This window comes from Photobacterium alginatilyticum, assembly GCF_009910675.1.
Classification (GTDB): domain Bacteria; phylum Pseudomonadota; class Gammaproteobacteria; order Enterobacterales; family Vibrionaceae; genus Photobacterium; species Photobacterium alginatilyticum.
In genome coordinates, this window is record NZ_RSEJ01000022.1 from 84,662 (window position 1) to 104,424 (window position 19,763).

A 19,763-nucleotide genomic window follows, 5' to 3' on the forward strand; every position below is an offset into this window, starting at 1 on the left:
CGAATTTAGTATTCATTGGTATTTAAGTGGTTGATATGACGACTAAAGCATTAACGCGTTGCTATCGCTTTGAAAGCGTGGATTTTGAGCCCGATCTGCGTCTGCTGGTATGGCAAGACAACACTGAAACCGAGCTCACGGTCCATGAGTCTCGCCTGTTGGAAACCCTGTGCTATTTCGCCGGTGAGGTGATCAGTGCCCAGTCGCTGTTCGATAAGACATTCACTCAGGTCGATCCATACAGCCACGAAAGCAACAGCCACTATGATCTAAATACTTTATTGATCTCGTTGACAAAAAAGCTCGAATACAATGGCAAGATGTCCATTCCCATTGAGGTTATTCCTCATTTTGGCTTTCGCGTTCCCCTTCCAGACAAGACATGCCGCCTTGTCCATACCTTTGATAAACAACCGAGACTTCCTGCCGAAAGTAACCAGGAACCAAAGCTGGAGTCAGCCACCGAGCACATTGTTAAATACAGCCTATTGCATAAGATTTCAGTGCTGTTACTAGCCGCAGCCGGGGTTGCAATTGTGGTTGTTTCTAACTTCTAACAGTCGGTAATTTTACGCTCAAATTTTTGTGGCTTAGATCACATTTGTTTTGTATGATGAATGAGTCTCTTCGTTAGGAATCAAGGCTCATGGCATATCTCCGTTCCTTTTCTGTCATTCTTATTTGCCTGTTTATCGGCAAGGCGATACAGCACCTTACCCAGCTGGCTATTCCCGGTAGCATCATCGGCATGTTGCTTCTTTTCATCGTGCTCTCAATGGGGCTCATCCCTTCCAGTTGGGCAAAAGAAGGCTGCCATCTGCTCATTCGCCACATGGCCTTGCTCTTCGTTCCCGTTGGCGTCGGCCTGATGAACTATCTTGATTTACTCTCCGCAAACACCTTACCGATTTTACTCAGCACCATTGGCAGCAGCCTGATTGTTTTTCTGGTTATTGGCGTGGCGACTCACTACAAGGAAAAATGATGATCTGGTTGGCTACAACATTAATTGTTTTCTATATTGCCCGGTATATTTCAAAGTACATTCAGCACCCTATCGTCAACCCGCTGTTGATCTGCCTGCTTGTCATTATCCCTCTGCTGGTATGGTTGAACGTGCCATACGAAACCTATTTCGAACAAAACAAATGGCTGAACGCGCTGCTTGAACCTGCTGTCGTCGCACTGGCGTTTCCCCTCTACGAACAGCTGTCCCAAATCAGACAAAAATGGAAAGTCATCTTCACCGCATGCCTGGCCGGCAGTGTGCTGTCGATGCTAACCGGAGCCGGCATTGCCTTGTCGCTTGGTGCCGACCCTCAGCTAACGGCAAGCATTTTGCCTAAATCTGTTACTACACCTATCGCAATGGCGGTTTCTGAGCAGATTGGCGGTGTTCCGGCAATTGCAGCCATCATGGTGATTATTGCGGGTTTGTTCGGCGCGGTATTGGGTTACCCGCTATTTCGGTTAGTGGGCATTGAAGCCCCTATCGCCAAAGGACTAACGATGGGGACGGTATCTCATGCCCTTGGCACGGCAAAAGCGGCGGAAGAAAACTATCAGGATGGCGCATTCAGTTCACTGGCGCTTGTGATCTGCGGTGTCATGACATCTATCCTTGCACCGGCCATTTTTCCACTAATCTTAAAGGTATTCAGCTAAGACATTAGTATTCACAATATATGCAGGTAATCGAATACATAGTTAACTTGTTGATAAATAAAGGCGCGAAAATTAAAATCTGTGTGACACCACTCTCATTTATGTAATGCGTGTAACGACGATTGGGTATCTGTGACAAAGATCACACATGAAATTAATCACTGCGCCTACAATGTTTCTCCATACACAATACGGAGTAACACTCATGCATACTAAAGTGATGGATGCTTTAGGCACTTTACCCTCTGATCTGGCGACTGCAATTAAGCCTGTTTTAGAAGATGCAAACTTTGATGCAACTTTGAGCCCAGAAGTATTCGAACAGCTGCTCGCTAAAACACAGATGACGGACAGTGAACTGCGTGTTGCTCTGCTTCCTCTTGCTGCTGCCTATTCCGTTGCTCCGATTTCCAACTTCTTCGTCGGTGCTATTGTGCGTGGTGAATCTGGTCGCCTTTACTTTGGCGCTAACATGGAATTCGTCGGTGCTTCTCTGTCACAAACCATTCACGCCGAACAATCTGCAATCAGCCATGCCTGGGTGAAGGGTGAAAGAGGAATTTCCGATATCACCATTAACTACAGCCCTTGCGGCCACTGTCGCCAGTTCATGAACGAGCTGACTACAGCACAGAGCCTGGTTGTTCAGCTACCTGAACGCGCAGCGAAAAAGCTTCAGGAATACTTGCCTGAGTCATTCGGTCCTGCTGATCTGAACATTACTGATGCCCTGTTGGCGAACGTTGACCACGGCTTGAAAACCGATGCGACCGAAGCACTGATTAAAGAAGCGTGTGCGGCGGCCAACGGCTCTCACGCGCCATACACCAAGAACTTCAGTGGAGTTGCGCTAAAAGCCAAAGACGGTAAAACCTTCATTGGTAAGTATGCCGAGAACGCAGCGTTCAACCCAAGCCTGCCACCACTTCAGGTTGCACTGGTTAACATGAACATGGCTGGTTACCCGCTTTCAGACATTGAAGAAGCGGCACTGGTAGAAAAATCAGACAGCACTATCAGCCACTTGGCAGATACCCAAAACACCCTGGAAGCGCTGAACCCAGATGTCCCTCTTACTTATGTAGCGGCTTAACAGTAGCGCAGCATAATCTGACTATCCAAAAACCGCCGAATGGCGGTTTTTCTTTTTAAATCAGTTTCATCCTCTCGTATGCAGGGGTATGATGCCGTAAGATTTTATTACCTGTACTGATAATATTACCCATGTCTCATCACCACAATCCGCTCCAGGGCGCCAGTTGGATGCTAACCGCAGGGCTTGCATTTGCTATCGTCAACAGCCTGGCTCAGTACCTGAGTGTCATGCTCCACCTGCCCTCAACCACTGTTGCATTTATTCAATATTTCATTGCCCTTATCGCTATCTTCCCTTGGTTAAGAAGCCTGGGGCTACGGCAGGCACTGCAAACCAAACACTTTAGGATGCACTGTTTACGTGTGTTCCTTTCAGTGATTGGTATTCAGCTCTGGCTGTGGGCACTCGCCTATCCGGTGCCTATCTGGCAGGGTATTGCACTGCTAATGACCTCGCCATTGTTTGCCACTATCGGTTCTGGGTTATTCCTAAAGGAAAAAGTCGGTATTGCACGCTGGGCGGCTACCTTAGCGGGCTTTGTTGGTGCGATGATCATTCTTGAGCCATGGGCCGACTCGTTCAGTTGGGCAGCCTTACTACCTGTTGGTGCTGCATTCTTCTGGGCCTGCTATTCACTGATGGTGAAAAAGATGTCTGTCGATGATTCACCAACGACGATGGTTGTCTACCTGCTGATTCTGATCACGCCATTCAACCTGTTTCTTGCGGTACCGGACTTCTCTATGCCTGCAAGCGGGCTGACATGGGTACTGCTTGCCGGAGCCGGATTGCTGACAGCATTGGCACAATGGTCGATTGCCAAAGCCTACGCGGTTGCCGATGCCTCATTCGTTCAGCCGTTTGACCATGCCAAGCTTCCTTTGAACGTACTGGCTGGCTGGGTTGTCTTTGGCTGGGTACCACCCGGGCGTCTGTGGCTTGGCGCTGCCATTATTATCGCTTCCGTCGCTTTTATCACACAGTGGGAAAATAAAAAGGCAACCGTTAAAAGCGAAGCAGCCTAACCCATCACTTATCCCCAAAATCCTCGCTCTGCCGGGGATTTTCTTTTTCTTGCTAGCCAATTAGAACAACTGCTCATTATTACGAAGAATCTGAGTGAGTTACGGTATCTCTTCTATACTTTTCAATCGTACGGAGAAATTTGTTACTCAGAGGAACCTGATATGAAGCAACTTGGTTTAGCGTCTCTTTTCATTAGCCTTTTTTCTTTGCTCTTCTCAATCACGGTACGCGCAGAATCATTCATCACCATTGGTACTGGTGGCGTTACAGGTGTGTATTATCCCACTGGCGGTGCGATTTGCCGTTTGGTCAACAAAGACCGTGACGCTCACGGCATCCGTTGTTCGGTAGAAAGTACCGGCGGGTCAATTTATAACATCAATACAATTCGGGCCGGTGAGCTTGATCTGGGGATCGCCCAATCAGACTGGCAATACCACGCCTATAACGGAACCAGCAAATTTGCCGACAATGGCCCTTTCAAATCACTTCGTGCGGTTTTCTCTATTCACCCTGAACCATTTACCGTTGTCGCCAGGGCCGACTCCGGCATTAAGACCTTCACAGACTTAAAGGGGAAACGCGTTAACATCGGCAATCCGGGCTCCGGCCAGCGAGGAACGATGGAAGTACTGATGAAAACCCTTGGCTGGACGAATAAAGACTTCGCGCTAGTTTCCGAGTTGAAGGCATCCGAGCAATCTAAAGCCCTTTGTGACAACAAAATCGATGCGATGATCTATACCGTTGGCCACCCTAGCGGTGCGATCAAGGAAGCCACTACATCCTGTGACAGCGTGATTGTCGAGGTGGCAGGGCCTGTGGTCGACAAACTGATTGCCGAGAATGACTTTTATCGTGTCGCAACAGTACCCGGTGGGATGTACAAAGGGTCTGCCAATGATGTGAAAACCTTTGGTGTCGGGGCCACGTTTGTTTCATCGGCCCAAACAGACAAAGCCTTGATCTATCAGGTCGTCAAATCCGTTTTTACCAACTTTGATACCTTCCGCAAGCTTCACCCAGCCTTTGCCAATCTGAAGAAAGAAGAAATGGTCAAAGATGGCTTGTCTGCACCGCTTCATGATGGTGCCAAACAGTACTACCAGGAAGCAAAACTCATTAAATAGGGTTAATAGGGTTAGCAATAGAACAACGCTTGTGACGGCGTCACAGAATGCACCTTAAACACTGTATAAGCATTCCCGACACAAGCATTAAAAACTAACTCAAATCCACTTAGAAGCGATAGCGAACGCCCAGTGCGCCTTCTAGTTCCAGGTCAACGTCTTCAACGACATACAGTGTCGGGCCAACTTCACCGTAGAGTTCAAACTGGCTTACCGGCACCTGGAACCCTACTCCTGAACGCACACCCAGTTTGTCATGCTTGTTATCGACGTACTGCGCACCAACGAAGGTGTACATGCTATTTAGATCAGGGTCATTGACGAGTGAACCTAAGTTAAACGTCTTGTCTACCGCCACACCAAAATCATCCAGGCCAAGAGAAAATCGAAGATCGTTCGTCTTGTACTGAATACCACTCATCGGGCTACCAAAAAACACCCCGACGCTTTGTGAAGCGTGTGCTGAAACGGAAAGAGCAAGCGCCAAGCCTAGTAAAACTTTTTTCATCGTAATCATACTGTCGGTAACGAATAATGGGCCTACGTTAACCAAAAACCCTCTAAGACTCGATAGCTCCGCTGTAATCATGACAAAACTTTTACAAAGAAACCGCTAAGTATAGCCTTGGAACAACAAGGCAAAAACTAAGTAAAAACAAACAAAGCAAACGTTTGCGTGATGGTTGAATTCCTGTATGATCGCGCTCAGTATCAATACTTATCGTAAGGAAATTCGATGTTAGGTTCAGCGACTCGCACAGATGCAACCCGTGTTCTACTGCTAGGATCCGGCGAACTAGGAAAAGAAGTTGCAATTGAATGTCAGCGTTTAGGTCTTGAAGTTATCGCTGTTGATCGCTACGCCAATGCCCCGGCGATGCAGGTTGCCCATCGCAGCCATGTTATCGATATGCTCGATAGCGAAGCGCTCAAACAAGTTATTGCCAAGGAACAGCCTCACTATGTGGTACCGGAAATCGAAGCAATTGCCACCGATACGCTGGTTGAACTAGAGGCCGAAGGCCTGAATGTAGTGCCAACAGCCAATGCGACCAAGCTTACCATGAACCGCGAAGGCATCCGCCGCCTTGCTGCTGAAACACTGGCTATCCCAACCTCTCCTTATGAATTTTCAGATCAGTATGATGATTTCGCCGCATCAGTTGAGCGCATCGGTACACCGTGTGTCGTCAAGCCAATCATGAGCTCTTCCGGCAAGGGACAGAGCGTGATCAAAACACCGGCAGACATCGAATCTGCCTGGCACTATGCACAGGAAGGTGGACGTGCAGGAGCCGGACGTGTCATCGTCGAAGGCTTTGTCGAGTTTGATTACGAAATTACCTTGCTGACCGTTCGTGCCGTTGATGGCGTGCATTTCTGCGATCCTATCGGTCACCGTCAGGAAGACGGCGACTACCGCGAGTCTTGGCAGCCACAGCAAATGTCTGCCGCCGCTCTTAAGGCCGCTCAGGAAGTTGCCGAAAAAGTAGTGAACGCACTGGGTGGCTATGGTTTATTTGGTGTTGAGCTATTCGTCAAAGGAGATGAGGTTCTGTTCAGCGAAGTCTCCCCTCGCCCGCATGACACCGGCATGGTCACCCTGATCTCTCAGGATCAATCTGAGTTTGCCCTGCATGTTCGCGCTTTCCTTGGCATGCCAATCCACACTATCACCCAGTACGGCCCGTCAGCATCGGCTGTTGTATTGTCTGAAGGTGTTTCCGACAACATCCGGTTTGATAACCTGGCAACTGCACTGGCCCGTCCGCAAACGCAGGTTCGCCTGTTTGCCAAGCCAGAAATTAACGGTCGCCGCCGTTTAGGCGTTGCCCTGACTCGCCGAGACACGACAGATCAGGCAATCAGCGACGCGGTTGAAACAGCTTCGGATATCAAAGTCGTTTTCTAACGAAAATATAAACACGCCAAGCATGAAAAAAGGAGCCTCTGGCTCCTTTTTCATATTAGTTCAACTGAAAACAGTCCGAACGATTAGAGCTCGATTAGCCACACTTCTTCAGCAAAACGTGACAGTCCACGCTGACGGCGCGGGTGTGATTCATCGGCATCATCCCGATCAAGGTGGGTGATCTTACAGCCTGCGAACAGCTGTTCAACTTCATCTTTGGTGACACTGAACGGAGGGCCATCCATTTCTGGCTGCGGGTAATCCACAGTAACCAGCAAAATACGTCCACCAGCCTTAACCATCGAAAGCAGATGCTCTGTATACATTTTGCGCATGTTCTCAGGCATCGCGATCAATGCCGCACGATCATAAACCACATCGACAGGGTCAACACGAGTGGCAAAAAAGTCGCCACAATGAATGGTAATTTCATCGAACTCATAGAGCGTCTGGCCATTGCCTATCGACGTCACCATGGGTGTGTAGAAATGCTCGGAAAAAAACGCTCGTACCGCAATATCACTGAGCTCAATACCGATAACCTTGTCATGTTTTTCAGCCAACCAGGCCAAATCAACTGATTTGCCGCACATAGGCACCAACACGGTGTCCGAGCGTGTCATGTTTAACGTTGGCCAATACTTCGTTAGTACAGGGTTAATGTCACTTAAATGAAAACCGATACGGTTCTCCGCCCAGCGGCTATGCCAAAATTCTGCATCCATCTTATTAGAATCTCTTAACTGACTTTACTATTAAACGTTTTGTTATTTTTCTCTATGGCCGCTATCTGACCATAGTTTGTTGCTCTGATCCAGTTTAGGTACGCCCTCAGCGAGCAGGAAAAACCGCCACTGCCCATAAACGCCTCAGGCGCCGTCTGAGCGCCTCAAACGAATCACAAACAACAACGCGCGCAAAACATCACCAAATCGCTCTATAATCAATCACAGGCGCAAATAAAGCTATTATCAATAAGTATTACGGAAGATGATCGATTCTCAGCATTCAGATGCAAAAAAGGATGCCGAAGCATCCTTTTCTACTAATCTGGCTTAGACTGCGCTAGGCGAGATTATAAATATGTTCTTCAATTTTTCTTTTATGAGAGTCATTGAACAAACGATACAAACCGGACAATTAAGAAATTCTGAACAGCTTGATCGAATCACGGCGTACAGTTACACCGCGGAAAGTCACAGGCTCAAGCAACGTCATTAGCTGCTTAGAGACAAAGAACTTACCACCGTAGCTGCGATCGCCACCACGGTTTACCCAATCTGCAAATTCATCTGCCAAGTTGAACATAGAGTTTCCGACAAGCAGAACTAGGACTTTAGCGACTTCACTGTCATTCTGTTTATTAAACTCCGCGTCACGAACTTTCTTACGGTATTCGTCGACAATTCTTTCAAGGCACTCAAATCTGCTCATATACACCACCACAAAAAAAGAGGAGCGGATACTACTGCTCAAACCCAATGAAATCAACCCATGCATGGCGATTTAGTGCGATAAAAGCCATAATTTTTTCATGTTCATAACAACATTCAGCATTCTTGTCATATAAATCACGATTTAGATCATGTTTTCAGCGTATAGTTGTAGGTATATTATAAATGTATGTTTAGTGTGTCTCAGTAAGATTTATGCTGTAGAGAAACCATTATGACCCAAACAGACCAAACAATTATTCTATTCGGAAGCCTTCAAACCGAATATAAAACCATCGAGGCAATGGTTAAAATCTACTGTAAAGATCACCACAACACCGCCGGGATTTGTGATAAATGTGAGGATTTTCTCCAGTATGCCCATACCCGACTGGATCGATGCCCGTATGGCGAAGAAAAGCCAACATGCCGTCTCTGCCCTATCCATTGCTACAAAACCGACTACAGGCAGTTATCACGGGAAATCATGCGCTATTCCGGGCCGAGAATGTTATTGAAGCATCCTGTGTTGGCCATACGCCACCTTATCGCGGAAAAACGACCGATCCCTGACAAACCGGCAGCCAATGCGTCCAATCGACACAAACGTAAGCAAGCAGACAAAACAGAGAAACATTAGCGATAGTAATCAACAACCAGCAGTTTTGACGGCTCGGGCTCTCCGGAAACATCCAATGTAAATGTATTCTCATCGACCATCACTACAGATGAACCCAGCTTGCCAGTTACGCTGACACCCTCAATTTTCTCGAAAACCCGGGACTCACTGTAGTGCATGTTGACGGTGATGTTAGCCTGCTGGTTGGCCGTGACATCGAACTGACAGATCCCGGTTTGGCAATACACATCAAGCTGATTAAGATCGGTAACCTGCACATTCTCGACATTCTTAACGGGAGTAACTGTTAGCTCCAACTCCTCACCACACCCCGTCAATGCCAAGGCAGACAACATAAAACCAGACATGTACATACCAATTGCAAAAGCTCTCTTCACTTTCATCTCCTGATATAAGGAACAAATGACTCGCCTATCCAAATCATATCGCGTTTTTATGTGCTTCATTCTAAATAATTATTGCTCAACTGCGCTACAACAGACTTCAAGTCACTCTCAATTAATAAACCTCTTCATGAGTAAGGTTATTGCAGTTTCGGGACATTTTCTCCTTTTTACCCGGCCTAAACTAAGTCTGTTTTATTAGGCATCAGTTTTATTAAGTATCACATAGAAACATTCAGCGGGTACTCCTATGGGCAATATCCAAACAACGATTAGTTGGCTTAATCAGTATTATCAAAATAAACAGCGAAACAAGCTGGTATCACCTCACCTAATGACGGGCACAATAATGATCTGTTGCCTGTTCATCCTGAGTTCGTTTAATTCCCATGCCACATCAGATATGCAAAAGTGGCTGAAACCTCACAAGCCAGAAACTCAACAACAAATAGAACAGCAAATGCCATTCTATCCATCGCGAGCAACAACGAATGGCAAGCAACTCACCCCAGAGATGTTCGAAAACCCTGAAATCTGTAAAGGCTGTCACAATGAGATTTACCAGCAGTGGGAACGTTCTGTGATGGCAAACTCGTGGGAAGATCCTATCTACAAAGCGTTATTCAGGCGAGCCAGCAAAGCCACAGATGGGCAAGTTGATAATTTCTGTATTGCCTGTCATAGCCCAATCGGAATGACCAGCATGCAGGCAACGGCAGAAATGCTTGATAGCGATGAGCATCTTCCCGGCGTCAACTGCGAGGTATGCCATAACATTGTAGGCATCAGCGGTAATGATAACGGCGCCTACATCCTCTCTCCCAACAAAGAGAAGCACGTGAAGTTAGGGCCGCGCACCGATGCGACATCGCCTTATCATAAGACCGAGTTCTCCGATCTTCATACCAAATCGGAATTTTGTTCGGTCTGCCATAACGTCTCTCACCCTTTCAATAGTACGCCCATCGAGCGCACCTACGACGAATGGCAAGAAAGTGCGTACAACGAGAAAGGTATTCACTGTCAGGACTGTCACATGACACCTGGGCCTGGCATTAAAGACAACCCAGGCCGCTCTGCCATTATGGGCAAAGAACGCGAGCACATTTATTCTCATGAATTTACCGGCGGTAACTCTACCCTGCATCAGTATTTTGGAAATCCCGACAGCGCCGAACTTGCTCGCGAAATGCTTCGCTCAGCCGCGACCATCGAGTTTATCGAACTACCTGAGTCTTTCACTCCCGGCCAGCTGGCAACCATCAAGGTCAAAGTGGCCAATGTCGGTGCCGGGCATAAGCTACCAACCGGCTTTCCTGAAGGTCGGGAAGTGTGGGTCGATTTCGATGTCAAAGCCGACAACCAAATTTCAATCTATCGTTCTGGGGCTATCGTAGACGGGCACACCGAAGCCGGTACGCAGAGTTTCAAAGTTATATTGGGCGATGCCAACGGCAATGTGGTCGATCTCAATGTCTGGGAAGTGGACCGAATACTGTCGGACACTCGAATTCTGCCTAACGGATACTCGATCGTTGACTACACCTTCCTTGTTCCGGAAGAAGTGACAGGCGATATCACCCTTAATGCCGATTTGAAGTACTGGCCGTTCCCGCAGAAACTGGTCGATGAGTTACTCGGGAAAGGAAAACTGAAAGTCGATATCGTCAACATGACATCAACCAAAACCACCATATCGGTTGAGGCCAAGGACGCCAGCACTGCAGTAGCAATGAAGCAGTAACTGAATAGGGCTGAAAACACAAACGCCAGCCTAATGGCTGGCGTTTGAAGCTTATTACCGGGTATTAGTGATCAGTCGCAACATCCTTGCCTGATGCCTGCTGCTCTAACTCTTCACCCTTACGGATCAGTTTCGCAATCACTTTAGACAACAGCAAGGTTACAAATGCCATCACTACAGCGAGAATCGCTAGATTATAGAAGTAACTGGTATACACGCCTTCAATGATCTCTTGAGTCAACACCTGATCTTTCGGCAGTGCAATCCTTGTGGAGATCACCGCTGCCAGAATGCCGCTGAGCGACAGCGCAACAGAGCGTAGACCGATAGCAAACGCCGACAGGTAACGTGGCACCATCTCAAAGATGAAACCGACACCTAGCGCGCCAACAATCAACTCAGCCAGCGACTGGAAGAAGTGGACCCAAAGGATCCAGTCTGCTGAGATCTTGCCATCATCTCCGACAAAGTGGGTAGAAAGGCCCAACAGAGCAAAAGCCATGGCACTAAATACAAAGGCAGCCGCGAACTTGGTTGGAATTGTTGGTGAAAATCCTTTTCTCTCCAGCCAAGCATAAATGTAAATCACTGGCGCACCAAGAATGAAGCACCATAGCGGGTTAAACGCCGCATTAGATTCCGGACGGATTGGAATGAAGCCCAGTAGCTGATCGCCCATCAAATTTATCGCGTAAATGTTCATTGAAGTGAGCATCTGGCCATAATAGAAATAGAAAACAATCAGAATAAAGATAGTGATCAGAACGCCACACATCTTGTATTTGTAGGCTGCGGTTGCGCGGGTAATTTCATAAATGAAATACATGATCGCACACGCACCCAGGGCATACAGCAGGTATTTTCCAGCGTCCAGATTTGAGAACACCCAGAATACCAAGCCTAACATTGCCGCCGAGCCGACTACGAAGCAAACCCATGTTTTAAGGTCAACCGGACGACGATCAATGTCGTTGCCCACCGCCGCAAATTGCTTACGGAAGATAACGAACAGCACCAGTGTCAGCGACATTAAGCCGGATGCAATGTAGAAGTTGCCTTGATAGGCAAGGAATGCAACCAAAAACGGGAACAGATACTTGGAAGAAAACGAACCCAGGTTGTTGATTGAATAGTTAACCGTTAAGCCCTGCTGGAATGCTTCACGGTTAGTTTCCGAGTAAGAGTTCCCGAGCAAGACGGTCGGGCTGGTTGCCGAAAGGCCACGGGCATAACCAATTAAAGCTATGGAGAATATACTCAGAGGAACATTAAGATCGCTGGCCCCTAGCCCCAGGAGGAAAAAGCCGATGGTGTAAGTCGTATAACCAATATAGACCGCCCTGAACGAGCCTATATACCTGTCAGCAACAAAGCCGCCGACAGCTGAAAAGACCGGTCCCACGGCACCAAAAGCACCCATCATCATGATGGTATCTGCTTCACTGTAATTTAACTCTTCAAGAAAAAACTTTGTTAGTAGTACATAAGTTCCGTAAAAAGCCGCACCCCACAAAAATTGACGTAGGATTAATACTCTGGCCATAAACGGAAATCTAGCGTTTGCATCTTGCATGCCATGCTCCTTTAATATTATGCGCTGCGAAAAGTAGCATATTGCGAGATATAGTTTCATGATCGAAACCTTGTTATTCGATTAATGGCATATTGGATATGCGCTTTTTTGCATTTATGAGATCTTGATATGAAAAGTGTCAATAGCGGATGAAAGGCTTAGGAAACAAATGACACATATCGCAATTAAAGGGAATCTGACAACAGACAAGGCTGAATAGTGCCAATAGAAAGCGCCAGCCTGCTGGCTGGCGCTCGACCTAATTAAACGTCGTTATTAATGATCAGTTGCAATATCCTGCCCTGCTTCCTGTTGTTCCAATTCTTCGCCTTTGCGGATCAGTTTGGCGATCACTTTAGACAAGCCCAAGGTGACAACGGCCATCACAACCGCAAGAATAGCGAGGTTATAGAAATAGCTGGCATAAACACCCTCGATAATTTCAGGCGTCAACACCTGATCCTTTGGCAAGGCAATCTTGGTCGAGATCACCGCCGCGACGATGCCACTCAATGACAACGCCACAGCACGAAGCCCCATCGAGAACGCAGACAAGTAGCGCGGTACCATTTCAAAAATAAAACCGGCGCCCAGCGCACCCACAATCAGCTCGGCAAACGACTGGAAGAAGTTCACCCATAAAATCCAGTCGGCAGAGATTTTTCCGTCTTCGCCGACAAAGCTGGTCGATAGACCCAACAGCGCAAATGCAATGGCAGTAAGACCAAATGCAGCCACAAACTTGGTCGGAATTGTTGGTGAAAACCCTTTTCTCTCCAGCCAGTCATAGAGAAAAATAACCGGCCCACCCAATACAAAACACCAGAGCGGGTTAAACGCAACGTTTGATTCAGGTCTAATTGGAATGAAGCCCAATAGCTGATCACCCATTAGGTTTATGGCGTAGATGTTCATCGACGTCAGCATTTGGCCATAGTAGAAGTAGAACACCATGAAAACAAAAATCATGATGAGTACGCAGCACATCTTATAGCGATAGGCAACAGTTGCGCGTGTTATCTCATAGATGAAATACAAAATAACCACGACACCTAGCGAATACAGCAAGTATTTGCCGACTTCCAGGTTATCGAAGATAAAGTACACCAAGCGAAGCATGATCGCCGAGCCGATAATGAAACCAGCCCACACCTTCATGCTAACGGGACGTTTGTCTAAATCGTTACCGGCAACAACAAATCGTTTTCTGAACGTGAAAAATAAAACCAGCGTTAACATCATCAGGAATGATGAAATAAAGAAGTTACCCTGATAGGCAAGATACGCAACCATAAACGGGAATAAATATTGCGATAAAAATGAGCCCAGGTTGTTTATCGAATAGTTAATGGTAAGGCCCTGCTGGAACGACTCTCGATTCGTCGCCGAATACGAGTTACCGAACAGCACTGTCGGACAAGTGGCTGACAGCCCTCGGGCATAGCCAATTAAAGCAATGGCGAAAATACTCATCGGAATATTGAGTTGGGAAGCGCCAAGGCCAAGCGTAAAGAAGCCGATAGTATAAGCGGTATAACCGATATACACCGCCCGGAATGCACCGATATATCGGTCGGCGACAAAGCCGCCGACAGCTGAGAATACAGGGCCAACCGCACCAAATGCCCCCAGCATCATAATCGTGTCGGCTTCACTATAATTTAGCTCAACCAGAAAGAATTTCGTTAATAAGACATACGTACCATAGAAAGCGGCTCCCCAGAGGAATTGCCTTAGGATTAATATCCTAGCTGTGAGAGGAAACCTAGCGTTTGCATCTTGCATATAATACTCCTTCAACATTATGCACCACAAAAGCTAACACAATGTAAAACATAATTTCATGATCAGACCTCAATATTAAACAAATAGCACATCACTATTGCGCTTTCATTTGTAATTGAGATCTGGATACGAAATTGCTGGTTTCGGAGCATGTTTAAAGAGAATCTGGCCCGATAGACCAGACTGTTTGATCTATTTTGCGATATTTATTCAGGCTGCTTTCCGAATAGCTTTTCTAAATTTTGACTTAACTGATCGCCAATGAGTCATAGGAACCGTCGGTGCGCGGTCGAGCAAGTGTTGGAACTCTTGCTTGGATGGATAAACTTCACCGCCATGAGCAAGAATAATGGATGAAGGCGCTAAATCGATAACCTTCTTTATCGAGTTTCGGTATCTATTGGGATAGAAGACAGGAAACGGGGGAATAAAACGGCCTTTTACTTTGACCATCAGATCGGCAACATAGATACAATTTGTAGGCAAATGATGCAATGACAAATCACGATCGGTATGACCCTGAGTAAAAAGCGCCACCCATTCCGGGAAACCGGGCAACGGTTCGCCATCATCCAAGCTGTAATCAGGCTCTAACCTACACGAATACCATATATTACGGCGGGGCTTCCTCATTCGTTTGGCTACCCACTTTGCCAGTAACATATCGGTAAAGTGCATTAGCCTCCCGTCAATGCCGGCATACCACTGGCCCGGTACATTCGCGGCAGCAATTTTACAGCCCGTTAAATCACGCAGTGTGTTGGCCGCTCCAGCATGATCCGGATGCATGTGCGTAACAACAACCAGTTTCAAATCACTAAATGGCCGATGCAGTTTTCCGACAATAAAATGTTTGATCTGGTGTATATCAGCACGGCTACACCCATCAAGTAACAACAACTTGTCTTGATACTCAGCTAAATATATCGACTGAATGTAGCCTTCCAGTTTATGTAATCTCATATGCGCTGTGTTTTCATCCTTGAAAATAAATCGCTCAATTAAACCAGTATGGTTCAACTCATCAGACCATTCAAGAATGTCGGCACTCTTCATTGTCTGTACTTACAGTAGGAACTTCATCAAATTCAATCTACTATAAATTTAGCTGGTTAAGTTCAGGATGACAGACATGTCGCGACCAATACTCTACTCTTTACGGCGGTGTCCTTATGCCATGCGCGCAAGAATAGCGTTGCTGCTTGCCCGGCAGACGGTCAGGCTGCGTGATGTTGTAATGAAACACATACCCGCAGAACTACTTGCAGCTTCCCCCAAAGGCACTGTGCCGGTATTGGTCTTTGAAGACTCCCGTGTCATTGACGAAAGCCTGGATATTATGCTTTGGGCTTTACAACAAAATGACCCCAACGACTTGTTAAATAGCAAACAACCTGGTGCCCTAGCGTCAATGCTGGCCAAAATAAAACGCTATGACATGGATTTTGTCGATGCCCTGGAAAAATACAAAACGGCTGCTCGCTACCATGATAGCGCCGAGAAGACTTATCGCCAGCAATGTGAAAAGCTTATTTCCCCGCTAGAGCAAAGCCTCGACAAATACGACTACCTAATGGGCGCGCGTCCAAGTTTGGCCGACTACGCCCTCCTTCCCTTTCTTCGCCAATTTTCACGTGTCGACCGCAAGTGGTTTATCAACGCCCCCTACCCAAACCTACACCGGTGGCTAAACACCCACTATCAGAACCCAATCTATTCAATCGCAATGACCCAGTATCCGCAGTGGGCAGATAGCCATCAGGAGTTCTTATTTGGTGGAGGTTAGCACTAGCACTTAAGATCTCTGTTTAAAATTACTAAAGATCATTATCCGAACAGGTTTAATCCAAAGGCTTTCTTTACGTTGTTTAGTACCTGATTCGATTCGTCCTGTGATTTCTCGCTGCCTTGTCGCAAAATGTCAATTAACTGTGCTTTGTCAGCAATAAACATCTCCCGGCGCTCTCTTATCGGTTTTATAATTTCCTGAAGGCATTCTTCCAATATTTTTTTCGTCGTCCCGTCGCCCAAACCACCCTGCTGATATTTAACCTTTAACTCATTAACATAATTTATATCCGGGTGAAAAGCATCTAGGTAGGTGAAAACAACATTTCCTTCTACCTGGCCGGGATTTTCAATTTTGAGGTGATTAGGATCGGTATACATAGATTTTACCGCTTTCGATATCTCTTTTTCGCTTGAGCTCAGCAAGATGCAATTTCCCATTGATTTAGACATTTTACTATTGCCGTCTGTACTAGGAAGTCGTGGTACCTTGCTTAATAGCGGGCGACACTCCACTAATATTTCTTCCTGGGCAATACTGTTGAGCTTTCTGACTATCTCATTCGTTTGCTCAATCATCGGTAACTGATCATCGCCCACGGGGATTAATGTTGCCTTAAATGCTGTTATGTCAGCCGCCTGGCTAATGGGATACATCAAAAAACCTGTCGGGATAGAGCTACCGAAAGATTTGCTGGCTATTTCATTTTTCACCGTCGGGTTTCTTTGCAACCTCGCTACCGATACCAGATTTGAATAATACATGGTCAGCTCCGCCAGTGCCGGGATCGCCGATTGCAGGCAAATAGTAGTTTTCGACGGATCTATACCAATCGCCAGGTAATCCGCCACGACATTCAATATATTGGAAGAAACTTTACGCGGGTTATTGCCGTTGTCTGTGAGCCCCTGAAGATCGGCCACTAATATAGTCTGTTGATATTTGTGCTGTAACTCGACCCGTTGCTGCAGCGAACCAATATAATGACCAATGTGAAGTTGTCCTGTTGCACGATCGCCAGTCAGTATTTTCTCTACCGGATCATCAGACTGTAAGTTAGATTGAAATTGATTTTGCATAATTGTCTCCTAAATAGACCGCCGGAGACATAGTGAAGGTATTCATTGTCAGTCTTCCGACGGCAATGAATAGATGTGATTCAGCGCCGCTCTATTTAATAGAGCGCCACCAAGAAATTGAAATGATTAGATACGTATGATTTAAGTTCATTGCTCGAATCTATCAAGCAATAAACCTGGCTTCAAGATATAATTTCGTCAAATTACTGAACTTGTCTTTATCTAACTGCCAAATCAGACTTTTTACCGAGCCAATTTACTGTAGATAACCGTACTGGACAGCTCTCCGGAAGGCAGCCGACGATCATTTACCAAAGTGGCATCAAGATGATAACCACATCTTTCGGCAACCGCACGGCTATTACTGTTGGTTTCAGCAGCCCGAATCTCCAAACGCAGCGCTTTCAGCTCGTTAAATGCATAGTCTTCTATCAGGGAAACCGCTTCAGTAATATACCCCTTCCCTGTTTCTTTGGTATTTAGCCAGTAGCCAATTTCAAAAAATGGCACCGATTTATCGCGAATAATTAGCCCAATCGCACCAAGAAACTTCGAATCACTATTTCGCAGAATGGATAACCGAAGCTCACCGTCAAAGCGCTCATACTTATCAATCGCTTCTTGCATGTTTTTGATAGACTCGGATTCAGTTAGCGCATGTGGTACCCAAGGCAAATACTCGCTAAGCTCATGTTGGCTTGCTCGAATAGCTTCTAACATTGGCTGGGCCAAATCCATTGAAGGTGGTACTAGTTTGATTCTCTCACTCTGCATATACAGTCCACTCCTTATCATTTGCAGGTAATTAAGTATTGAATTCATGGCAAGTTAGCAACACCAACTTACCATTTGCTTTACTTTCTTGTAGACTACGAGCCGTTTTATGTCCCTCTCATTCATGGTCCATCATTTTGCACACACTATCTCAGCTAAAATCTGGTGAATTATCAGGTACTCAGCACTTAAAACTATCAGAAAACCTAACGACTTTCCCAGAAGAAATATTCTCTTTGGCTGACAGTTTAGAAATCCTTGATTTATCCGGTAACCAATTAACATCATTACCTGATGAATTGGCCAAGTTTCAGAAGCTTAAAATTATTTTTGCCTCGAACAACCTGTTTGAAACTCTGCCCGAAGTACTCGGCAAATGCCCTAACCTCGAAATGGTCGGTTTCAAGGCAAACAAAATCTCTAACGTTCCGGCAAACGCCCTGCCGGAAAAACTGCGCTGGCTTATCCTGACGGATAATTGTGTCGAGACACTGCCTGACTCACTGGGCGAGCGCCCTCGACTGCAGAAGCTGGCCCTTGCCGGTAACCGGTTAACAGAATTACCGCAGACCATGGCTCAGTTAACCAACCTCGAACTGGTACGTATCTCGGCCAACCAACTGGCTGAATGCCCTGAGCATCTACTAAACCTGCCGAAGCTTGCCTGGCTTGCTTTTTCGGGGAACCCGTTCAGCCAGTCAGATCTCGAGATACACTCAGTCCCTGAAGTGGCTTCATCCAGCTATACCTTGCAAGAAGTGCTCGGACAAGGTGCATCCGGTGTTATTTCCAAGGCCGCATGGAACCAGCCTCAGGCCGAATTCCCAAGCGAGATAGCAGTAAAAGTTTTTAAGGGTGAAGTCACTAGTGACGGTTACCCTGAGGATGAACTAAAAGCTTGCCTGAAAGTAGGCAGACACCCTAATTTGGTCCAGTCTTTGGCTCAGGTCAACGAAGAAGACTACTCGGCACTGATTATGGGACTGATCCCGTCGCATTACAGCAATCTGGGTTTTCCGCCATGCCTGGACAGCTGCACCCGTGATACTTTCCCTCCCGGCTTTACGCTGTCTATAAACGAGATAGATAAGATCATTGCTCAAATGAAGGATCTCTTTGACCATTTGCACACCAATAAGGTGAGTCATGGCGACTTGTACGCGCACAATACGCTTTTTGACGAAGAGGCCAACATCATTTTTGGAGATTTCGGTGCCGCGACCATGTATCACATGCTCACTGAAAAACAGCAAGAGAAGATCAGACAGATTGAACAACGAGCACTTAACCACTTTATCGACGATCTGTTGAGTGTCTGCGCCGAAGAAGACAAGCTATCTAATAAGTACATCCAGCTTAATCAGCAAATAGTTAACTAGTCGATATGACAGAAAGGCATTGCTTAAGCACTATTGCAATGCCTTTTAACAATAAAGTATTCCACCAGATCGTTAAGCTGTTTCATTTTCAGCCTAAATTAGAGACAAACTATCACAGGTTATATAGTTCCCCCACCGCAAACCACTGAACATAGATAGCTTTCAACCTTTTCTCTTGAACAAAAAATCAACACAAATAACATTCACCTTTAAAATCAATACAACTTCCCAGTTATTCATTTGAATTCACTCGCAGATACAGAAACAAGCACACCTTCACCCCATCAGAATATTAATCTGAATTTTTAGAATGGATTAAATTTCACACTTCTCTTTCTTATCATGCTTTTAATAT

20 protein-coding genes are annotated in these 19,763 nt (G+C 46.2%); 11 read left to right on the forward strand and 9 right to left on the reverse strand.

Going from position 1 to position 19,763, the window contains the following annotated elements:
- Positions 1-35: 35 nt before the first annotated feature.
- From EIZ48_RS19460 to EIZ48_RS19485, 6 genes are all read left to right on the forward strand, one after another.
- A complete protein-coding gene (locus EIZ48_RS19460) occupies positions 36-557 on the forward strand; it encodes a winged helix-turn-helix domain-containing protein (RefSeq protein WP_160655007.1) in 522 nt (173 codons plus the stop codon).
- An 89-nt stretch (positions 558-646) separates the two neighbouring features.
- A complete protein-coding gene (locus EIZ48_RS19465; RefSeq protein WP_160655010.1) occupies positions 647-985 on the forward strand; it encodes a CidA/LrgA family protein in 339 nt (112 codons plus the stop codon).
- Positions 986-987: 2 nt separating this feature from the next.
- Positions 988-1,665, forward strand: coding sequence for a CidB/LrgB family autolysis modulator (locus EIZ48_RS19470; RefSeq protein WP_338046933.1), 678 nt, complete (start codon positions 988-990; stop codon positions 1,663-1,665).
- A 205-nt stretch (positions 1,666-1,870) separates the two neighbouring features.
- On the forward strand, positions 1,871-2,758 hold the full coding sequence (gene cdd, locus EIZ48_RS19475; protein ID WP_160655016.1) for a cytidine deaminase: 888 nt from the start codon (positions 1,871-1,873) through the stop codon (positions 2,756-2,758).
- Between the two features lie 131 nt (positions 2,759-2,889).
- Positions 2,890-3,786, forward strand: a complete 897-nt coding sequence (locus tag EIZ48_RS19480) for a DMT family transporter (RefSeq protein WP_160655019.1) — start codon at positions 2,890-2,892, stop codon at positions 3,784-3,786.
- Positions 3,787-3,948: 162 nt separating this feature from the next.
- Entirely contained in the window at positions 3,949-4,917 is a 969-nt protein-coding gene (locus EIZ48_RS19485; RefSeq protein ID WP_160655022.1) for a TAXI family TRAP transporter solute-binding subunit, read from the forward strand.
- Between the two features lie 109 nt (positions 4,918-5,026).
- Here the strand turns inward: EIZ48_RS19485 and EIZ48_RS19490 are convergent, their stop codons facing one another.
- Positions 5,027-5,425, reverse strand: a complete 399-nt coding sequence (locus EIZ48_RS19490) for a hypothetical protein (protein ID WP_192928646.1) — start codon at positions 5,423-5,425, stop codon at positions 5,027-5,029.
- Positions 5,426-5,653: 228 nt separating this feature from the next.
- On the opposite strand from EIZ48_RS19490, the gene purT reads away from it, so the two are divergent.
- Positions 5,654-6,829, forward strand: a complete 1,176-nt coding sequence (gene purT, locus EIZ48_RS19495; protein ID WP_160655026.1) for a formate-dependent phosphoribosylglycinamide formyltransferase — start codon at positions 5,654-5,656, stop codon at positions 6,827-6,829.
- An 83-nt stretch (positions 6,830-6,912) separates the two neighbouring features.
- Here purT and EIZ48_RS19500 read toward each other — a convergent pair whose 3' ends face one another.
- Positions 6,913-7,554 carry a thiopurine S-methyltransferase gene (locus EIZ48_RS19500; protein WP_160655032.1) on the reverse strand — a complete coding sequence of 214 codons (642 nt, stop codon included), beginning with the start codon at positions 7,552-7,554 and terminating at the stop codon, positions 6,913-6,915.
- A 415-nt stretch (positions 7,555-7,969) separates the two neighbouring features.
- Positions 7,970-8,263, reverse strand: coding sequence for a hypothetical protein (locus EIZ48_RS19505; RefSeq protein WP_036826689.1), 294 nt, complete (start codon positions 8,261-8,263; stop codon positions 7,970-7,972).
- Between the two features lie 234 nt (positions 8,264-8,497).
- Between EIZ48_RS19505 and EIZ48_RS19510 the strand changes: the two genes are divergently transcribed.
- Positions 8,498-8,902, forward strand: coding sequence for a nitrous oxide-stimulated promoter family protein (locus EIZ48_RS19510; protein ID WP_160655035.1), 405 nt, complete (start codon positions 8,498-8,500; stop codon positions 8,900-8,902).
- Here the strand turns inward: EIZ48_RS19510 and EIZ48_RS19515 are convergent.
- Entirely contained in the window at positions 8,899-9,279 is a 381-nt protein-coding gene (locus EIZ48_RS19515; RefSeq protein ID WP_338046932.1) for a spore gernimation protein, read from the reverse strand. The two genes, EIZ48_RS19510 and EIZ48_RS19515, sit on opposite strands and share 4 nt — an antisense overlap.
- A 256-nt stretch (positions 9,280-9,535) precedes the next feature.
- Between EIZ48_RS19515 and EIZ48_RS19520 the strand changes: the two genes are divergently transcribed.
- Positions 9,536-11,029, forward strand: a complete 1,494-nt coding sequence (locus EIZ48_RS19520) for a multiheme c-type cytochrome (RefSeq protein WP_160655038.1) — start codon at positions 9,536-9,538, stop codon at positions 11,027-11,029.
- Positions 11,030-11,093: 64 nt separating this feature from the next.
- On the opposite strand, the gene EIZ48_RS19525 is transcribed toward EIZ48_RS19520, so the two are convergent.
- The 3 genes from EIZ48_RS19525 to EIZ48_RS19535 form a co-directional block, all read right to left on the reverse strand.
- Complete coding sequence (locus EIZ48_RS19525; RefSeq protein ID WP_160655041.1) at positions 11,094-12,602, reverse strand: peptide MFS transporter; 1,509 nt, start codon at positions 12,600-12,602, stop codon at positions 11,094-11,096.
- Between the two features lie 276 nt (positions 12,603-12,878).
- A complete protein-coding gene (locus EIZ48_RS19530) occupies positions 12,879-14,387 on the reverse strand; it encodes a peptide MFS transporter (protein ID WP_160655044.1) in 1,509 nt (502 codons plus the stop codon).
- A gap of 210 nt (positions 14,388-14,597) precedes the next feature.
- Positions 14,598-15,350 carry an MBL fold metallo-hydrolase gene (locus EIZ48_RS19535; RefSeq protein WP_160655107.1) on the reverse strand — a complete coding sequence of 251 codons (753 nt, stop codon included), beginning with the start codon at positions 15,348-15,350 and terminating at the stop codon, positions 14,598-14,600.
- A 169-nt stretch (positions 15,351-15,519) separates the two neighbouring features.
- Between EIZ48_RS19535 and EIZ48_RS19540 the strand changes: the two genes are divergently transcribed.
- Positions 15,520-16,173, forward strand: a complete 654-nt coding sequence (locus EIZ48_RS19540; RefSeq protein WP_160655047.1) for a glutathione S-transferase — start codon at positions 15,520-15,522, stop codon at positions 16,171-16,173.
- Between the two features lie 41 nt (positions 16,174-16,214).
- Here the strand turns inward: EIZ48_RS19540 and trpS are convergent, their stop codons facing one another.
- Positions 16,215-17,255, reverse strand: a complete 1,041-nt coding sequence (trpS, locus tag EIZ48_RS19545) for a tryptophan--tRNA ligase (RefSeq protein WP_160655050.1) — start codon at positions 17,253-17,255, stop codon at positions 16,215-16,217.
- A gap of 243 nt (positions 17,256-17,498) precedes the next feature.
- Positions 17,499-18,029, reverse strand: a complete 531-nt coding sequence (locus EIZ48_RS19550; protein ID WP_160655052.1) for a GNAT family N-acetyltransferase — start codon at positions 18,027-18,029, stop codon at positions 17,499-17,501.
- Positions 18,030-18,166: 137 nt separating this feature from the next.
- On the opposite strand from EIZ48_RS19550, the gene EIZ48_RS19555 reads away from it, so the two are divergent.
- Positions 18,167-19,408, forward strand: coding sequence for a leucine-rich repeat-containing protein kinase family protein (locus EIZ48_RS19555; RefSeq protein WP_160655055.1), 1,242 nt, complete (start codon positions 18,167-18,169; stop codon positions 19,406-19,408).
- Positions 19,409-19,763 lie beyond the last annotated feature (355 nt).